The organism is Methanoregula sp. (genome assembly GCF_049690535.1).
Classification (GTDB): Archaea; Halobacteriota; Methanomicrobia; order Methanomicrobiales; family Methanospirillaceae; genus Methanoregula.
In genome coordinates, this window is sequence record NZ_JBAVMX010000009.1 from 24763 (window position 1) to 31491 (window position 6729).

Annotated in this window: 8 protein-coding genes; all 8 read right to left on the reverse strand. The window is 54.0% G+C overall.

Annotated elements, in window-relative coordinates:
- Positions 1 to 37: 37 nt before the first annotated feature.
- Positions 38 to 3553, reverse strand: coding sequence for an IPT/TIG domain-containing protein (locus WCE46_RS00595; protein WP_424731759.1), 3516 nt, complete (start codon positions 3551 to 3553; stop codon positions 38 to 40).
- A gap of 403 nt (positions 3554 to 3956) precedes the next feature.
- Entirely contained in the window at positions 3957 to 4148 is a 192-nt protein-coding gene (gene rpl18a, locus WCE46_RS00600) for a 50S ribosomal protein L18Ae (protein ID WP_424731760.1), read from the reverse strand.
- 6 nt (positions 4149 to 4154) lie between these two features.
- On the reverse strand, positions 4155 to 4817 hold the full coding sequence (locus WCE46_RS00605; RefSeq protein ID WP_424731761.1) for a translation initiation factor IF-6: 663 nt from the start codon (positions 4815 to 4817) through the stop codon (positions 4155 to 4157).
- Positions 4818 to 4821: 4 nt separating this feature from the next.
- The gene (locus tag WCE46_RS00610) at positions 4822 to 5088 is read right to left on the reverse strand and encodes a 50S ribosomal protein L31e (protein ID WP_424731762.1); all 267 of its coding nucleotides are present in this window, start codon (positions 5086 to 5088) and stop codon (positions 4822 to 4824) included.
- A gap of 2 nt (positions 5089 to 5090) precedes the next feature.
- Positions 5091 to 5243 (reverse strand): 50S ribosomal protein L39e, encoded by a 153-nt coding sequence (locus WCE46_RS00615; protein WP_424731763.1) that lies wholly within the window; start codon positions 5241 to 5243, stop codon positions 5091 to 5093.
- Positions 5244 to 5261: 18 nt separating this feature from the next.
- Positions 5262 to 5855, reverse strand: a complete 594-nt coding sequence (locus tag WCE46_RS00620) for a DUF7411 family protein (protein WP_424731764.1) — start codon at positions 5853 to 5855, stop codon at positions 5262 to 5264.
- The gene (locus WCE46_RS00625; protein ID WP_424731765.1) at positions 5855 to 6184 is read right to left on the reverse strand and encodes a DNA-binding protein; all 330 of its coding nucleotides are present in this window, start codon (positions 6182 to 6184) and stop codon (positions 5855 to 5857) included. The genes WCE46_RS00620 and WCE46_RS00625 overlap by 1 nt, the downstream gene beginning before the upstream one ends.
- Before the next feature lie 15 nt (positions 6185 to 6199).
- A partial coding sequence (locus WCE46_RS00630; protein WP_424731766.1) for a 30S ribosomal protein S19e occupies positions 6200 to 6729 on the reverse strand: 530 nt, incomplete at its 5' end.

The following is a 6729-nucleotide window of genomic DNA, read 5'->3' on the forward strand; positions in this document are numbered from 1 at the left end:
TGATCTGATGATTTCGGAAAAAGAGGGCATTGTTCCATCAATCGTATTCCTTAAACAACGCCGGGTTCTGCCTGCGTATCCACCATCTGTGGGCAAAGACAGCCGCAACAATCACTATCCCACCGGTGCCGGCGATCACGGCGACGACCGGAATACCGGATGAGCCGGCAGGATCTGCAACAGATGCAGGAATCGCCGTAGTCTGTATCATCGCAGGTCGTGGATCTGATAAGGGATAAGTGGGGATGGTCGTGGGCGCCGGGGGAGTTACCGTGTCTGGTATCCCGGTCGCCACCGGGGTCTCAGTCACTATACTGTTATTCATAGTCTCCGCACTCACTCGGGTCGTGATACCAAAGTACGAGAAGCCCGGCGTCGTTGCGACAAAATAATACGTATCCCCGGACTGGTGGTCGAATGTTGTAGTGAGTTCTGACCATTGGCCATCGTGATTGCGCATGAGTACAATATCAGACGGAGTCACGTCGTGCTGCGAGAGCCAGCTCCCTGTTACCGCAAAGGTGATGGTCCCCTGGCTTATTGCGGATGGGTTCACCCCGACAAGTTCGATCGATGCAATGTGGGCAGTCTGCCGACCAGTGATCCGGGATGTGTCGATCGTTGTGGCGTCCGCCACAGTAATCACGGTCGGACCAAGATCTGTCAAGGGAATAACACCGACTGATATGATGGCACCGGGTGCATTTGCGGTGACCGGCTGGTTGACAGCAAATGTCATGGTCTGGCCAGCCTGTGCTCCGGATGAGGTTACACCATAGGAGCTCAGTCTTCCGGAATTTACGGAGTTGGAACTGCCACCATCACCCGATGATAGTGGTGTGATGACAGAGGTTTCTGTTACTGTCGGTGTTAGTCCTGTAACCGTGAACCCGTTTTCCAGCAGTCCGGTCTGCCCGTCCGGATTAGTAACCACGATACGATACAAACCGGGCGTCAGGGTCGTTAAATTAAATGTACAGGTGATTTTTATGGGTGAAGTGACGGTAACACTGGTTGCTGTCATTGGTGATCCTCCCCGAAGAATCGCCAGCGCGTTTTCACTTTCCATTGTGACTTTTGCACCCGGGGTAAAACCAGTGCCGGTCAGGTTGGTAATCAAAACACTTGTCGTTGTAGTACCTGTAGCCGGGATGATACTGGTGATGATCGGAGCTGGCTGATAGAAAAAGAAGTCGGTCGCTGAGGGCATCGATGAACCATTCAATGTGGTGATAATGATATCAACGGTTCCGGTCCCGGGGGGTGATATTGCGGTGATTGTAGTATCATTGTTCTCTGTGAATGTTGCCACGTTACCAAGACCAAAGACTACTGCCGTTGCACCAGTAAATCCACGTCCGGTGATGGTAACCGGGGTCCCTCCACGAGCCGGACCTGACGCCGGTGCAATGTTGGTGATAGTCGGAACTGGCTGGTAGGTGAACTGGTCTGCTGTTGAAATCGCTGATATACCACTTGATGTGGCGACGATGATATCAACAGTCCCGGTTCCGGGCGGGGAGATCGTGGTAATTGATCTATCTGTAGGGATTCCCGTTATGGTTCCTGCAGTACTGCCAAACGTTACTGCCGTTGTACCGATAAGTCCGCTTCCGGTGATGGTAACCGGGGTACCACCCCGTGCCGGGCCGGATGCCGGTGAGATGCTGATGATAGCCGGGGGCAAGGTAACAAGTGTAAAAACGTACGCCTGTCCCGCATTTTTATAACTCCCGGATGTGGCAGTCCGGGCCCCGACCAGTACCATTCCATTGTCGATCGATACCGCATCCCCAAACCCGGCATTACTTGCTTTATCCGAAGCGTTAAGGATCGCTACCTGTCTCCAGTTTTCCGCTGTATTCTGGAATACATAGACCTGCCCGGCGTTTTTATAGGTAGACCCGGAGCCCGCGTTGGCTGCCTTCGCACCGATAAGCGCTCTATCATTAGAGAGCGAGACCGATCCTCCGAAACCGGCACTGGCCGCTTTATCCGAAGCATTGAGGATCGCTATCTGATTCCAGTTGCTGCCATTGTTTTTGAAGACATACGCCTGCCCCGCATTTTTATACCCGCCAGACGTGGCGCTCCGCGCCCCAACGAGTATTGTATCATTATAGATCGATACCGAATTCCCGAACTCGGCATTACTCCCCTTATCCGAAGCGTTGAGGATCGCTGTCTGACCCCACGTTCCTCCGGCATTCCTGAAAACATACGCCTGTCCTGAGGTATATACTCCGGAGGGGGCATAAATCGCGCCTATAACCGCCGTATCGTTGTAGACCGAGACCGAATATCCAAAATCGGAACCGGCCATCTTATCTGAAGCGCTGAGGATCGCATCCTGACGCCACGATCCCCCGGAATTTTTGAAAACATACGCCGCACCTACATTGTAATATCCCAGGCCGGATTTAGCAGTGGACGACCCGACGATAATTGTATCATTATAGATTGAGACCGAATCCCCGAAGGTGTAATAGTCTGCTTTATCCGAGGCATTAAGAATTGCAGTCTGACGCCACGTCCCCCCGGAATTTTTAAAGACGTATGCTTCCCCGGCCTGGGAATATGGACCGAACGATTGATCTTTTGCTCCTATAAGTGCCGTATCCTTGTAGATCGAAACCGAATTCCCGAACCCGGCACTGGTTCCTGTTATATCCGACCCGTTCAGAATTGCGGTCTGACTCCACATTCCCCCGGTGTTTTGGAAGACATATGCCTGCCCTGCCATTCCCCCACTGTTATACGGAGCCCCTGTTGCCCCGATGACCGTCTTATTGTTATATATCGAGACGGAAGTCCCAAAACTGGCAGCGGTTGCCTTATCCGAAGCATTGAGGATCGCTGTCTGCGTGCTAATGTACGGATCTATTGTGAGCGGGTAAACCGCATCCCGTTCATCAATCTGCCAGGAAATCTGGTTGCCGGAGAGCATTATTTCAGATGGGAGCGCCCGTCCGGCAGCATCCTGCGCTGCAAGCCCGCCGTATCGCATTGTCGGGCCGAATGTGTCAAAAAAGAGAATCGTCTGACCGGTAAGAACCGGCTGAAGTAACCCTGAGAGGGTGTAGGAAACCTGCAGGGGTCCGGTTCCATTCGGCCGGGTCTGAAGAGAAAGACCCTGCTCGATTCCTTCATCCTGGCTGATGTACCACTCAGTATATCCGGGACGGACAATATCCAGTCGGTTCCCGTTTGCCAGATTTTTTCCCGGAAATACTGGCTGAACCGCACTGGTATGACCTATACTGCTGAGATGCATTGCAAACGAGCCATTGGTTCCGGTTACCGTAATGGTTCCGGCGCCGGTTGCTGTAATGTCAGCCTGTTGTGGGGAGTTATGTTCTGACCAGATTATATCACGGGTGTTAGACGAACCGGTAAAGGATGTTTCCTGATGAAGAGATACATCCCAGGAATCGGATGGGTCGGTAAGGAAGAAATCGGGGTCGAGTATTGGAAAAACAGTGACCGCAGATACCACACCGATAAACAGCAGAAGCACGACAATAACTGCTATCAGGGATGATGTGTGTTTCATGGTATCACGTTTCGGAACGTGCACGAGATTCCACTAACCCCAGTACCAAGATCAACCCTCTTAATAATCAAAACCCTTTCCAGATCCAGACCATACGGTTTCAAACTCATCTACACCACTCGGATAGTACCCTACAAAAACCGGGTGACACGTATTTAGTCAGGCTCAATCAGGGATGTTCTGATCTAAAATCCGGTCAGCCCTGTTTGACTGAATTTGGAGAGTAGGGGATAATAACGGTTGTCATTTTCTCCCATGATTTTTGATCAGGAATGGGGCAATACGGGCGTCCCTTGAGTCCGTTTCACCTTAAAAACAATTATGTCCACGTAATGAAAATGTTTAAAAACACAAATTTCCGAAACTCCCGGCGGATACCACCGGGATCCCGAAGAAAAAAGATTTACTCTGTCTTTGCCAGGCTGACGCCATCGACCTTGATGTAGCGTCTCTTCAAGTTGTGCTTGCTGCCGAAGACCGCAAACGTGCGTTCCCTAGCCTGGTTTTCATTCGGTGCCGCGATCACTTTCGTGTAGGGCACCCAGTCTTCGCCCATCAAAAATGTTCCTTTCACTTCATACTTCTGCTCTGTCATACTTACTCACTCCAGAAATCCAAATACATCCTCGACCCTGCCGAGTTCAAACCCGCTCGTCGCGTTACCGGCAATGTAGCCCGTGTCGTTCACGAGAAGTCCGGTACCTATAAGGCCGCTGCCCATGTTGATCGTGCCGGTACCGACCGGTACCTTTGCCACCGCTTCGATCTGTGCAATCTGCTGCGCGGTCGCATTCGGGTGCACGATCACACCCTTGTTCGTGGCGGCGCCGGCCATGCCGACCGTCCGCACGCCTCCGAGCGTCAGGTGGATCACAACGACCCCCAGGAACTCCCCAACTGCCGCAGCGATATCGGCAGGAAGGTCCGGGTGCACCACGGCAAACGTATTGTTTGCCATGATCACGTTCCCTGCTGCGTTCATCGTATCAGAGAGCAGCATGACCTTCCGGTGCTTTTTAAGCACCGCAAGCTCGCTCTCTGTTGCAAGCCCCGAGACCACGAGGCCCCGGCTGTTCCCTGCAACAAGTGATCCGATAATCGAGCTGCCCTGGATGGTCGTCTCAACGAGTTCCACGGAGAGCGCCTCTTTAAGCGCCTCCCGGAAATCATCCGTCGCTTCCGGCGGGATCACCGCGATATCGCCTGCGACCCGGGCAAAAACCCCGATATTGGGATCCCCGGCAAAGTTGGTTGTGCGTTCCATATGCTTACGATTCCGGGGCAAGTTCTGCCTGGACCTGCCCGTCTTCCAGCTTCATGGCGCGGATCCGGATCTTTGATGGCGGTTTCTCGGCCCCCCGGCTCCACACCTTCTCGTTGATGGTCTTGTCAAGCTTGACATCCTCGGTCTTCATGTGCTTGGCAAGGTATTTGCGGATATCCTTGATTGCACCGTTCGCCCGCTTCCACCGGGGCATCCGGCGTACGTTCCGCAGAGGGATGATGTAGATGTGCTCCTGCATCTGTTCTGCCATGATCACACCTTCAACGTGCTTCTGCGCCAGTTGCGCCGCTTCGGGTGCGTAACAACAGCCCTCTTTGTCCTGATCATGACCCACTGGGGCACGCGCCGGTTCTGGTCGCACGCCTTTGCCAGCCGGATCTTCCTTCCTTTGCTGAGCCTGCTCATAGTCTTCACCTTATTTTGTTAATTGCTCTTCTTTCTTCCTACCACAAGAGATTGTTCGTGGTGCGGGGGGAACAGGGTGGCGGGATCAACTCCGCGGGCACGGATCGTCGCCCTGATCTCAGATTCGTAATCGCCGTTTGGGATCGTCCCGGTCTCCCCGTAATTTACAACGAGGAACCGGTCCGCCAGCCGGTCGACTTCGGATCGCATGTAGCCAAGGAGCGGGCGCACATACGTACTCCCGGTCCGGCCGCAGATGCTCTGCACCTGCGCCCTGGTAAGCATCGGGACCCGGTCGTCAAATCGTGTCCCGTCGCCGACGATGTTATACTCACCGGCAAGGGTCTCGATGGCAGTCTGGTGGATGCGGTTGATTGCATCGTTCGGGAATCCGCATGAAATTACCATGTCTGCCATCTCTTCTGCCATACCTTCGGGAAATACCCGTTTTCTCAAAGGAAACCCCAGCGCCTGCGCGGCATTTTCTATTGTCGGGATTAAGCGGGCGGGGTCGAACACAAACGTGTTGAGTTCAACCTCGTAATACGTACCCAGCATGATCGCTGCAAGGGAACTATCCTTCCCGCCGCTGTAAAGCACTCCTGCTTTCATCACTTTCTGGTGATCGAGTAATCTCGTTTTGCCGGCGCAAGCTGCCGGAGCAGTTCTTTAAACTGTGCATCGGTGATCTTCTGCTTGAGACGCCCGCTCTGGGCGAGCATCACCAGCTGCTGTTCCACGGCGCCGGCAAAGTCCGGCTTGGTCAGTTTGATGGTATTGAGGCGTTCCCGGGCGTCGGGCTCGAGAATCTGCATCATTACCATCTGCATCTGCTGCTTGAGACGCTGCTGTTGTTCGAGTTCCTCCTGCTGCTGGCCTGCCTGCTGCTGGAGTTGTGCCATCCTCCTTTTCCGGATCTCACTTAACTCGTCGTCTCCCATGGAATGTCACCAGACTTATGCTTCGGGCTTCTTGCCGTCAGCTTTCTCTTTCTTGCCTTCGCCCTTCTTTGCGGCAGGCTTCTTCTCGCCCTTCACATCGTCGGACTTCTCGCCCTTTTGGGCCTTGCCGCCCTTCTTGCTGCCTTCAGCCTTCTTTGGCTCTTCAGCAACCGGCTTTACCCGTTTCGGGACCGGGGCCGGCGGGTTGGCGAGAACATCCTTGGACATGCTGTCCAGAAACGCCATGCCGGCGGGAGATACCCTGCGCCCGGTCTTGTCGTGCGCGATAAGCCCTGCGGCCTCAAGCTGCTGGAGGGCCTTTCGGAGAATAGAGCCGCTGCCCTTCCGGAAAGCATTCGGTCTTGAGCCGCGGTTCTTGTTCCCTCCATAGAAACTCCGCATCCGTTCGACACCCAGAGGGCCGTCGACATAGACGCGTCTCAGCACTGCTGCTGCCCGGATAAACCACCAGTCGGGGTCTTCGGGAGGCATCTCCTTATGTACCCCGGTCTTTGCAAAGGCAGCCCATGCCGGCGGCTTGATCT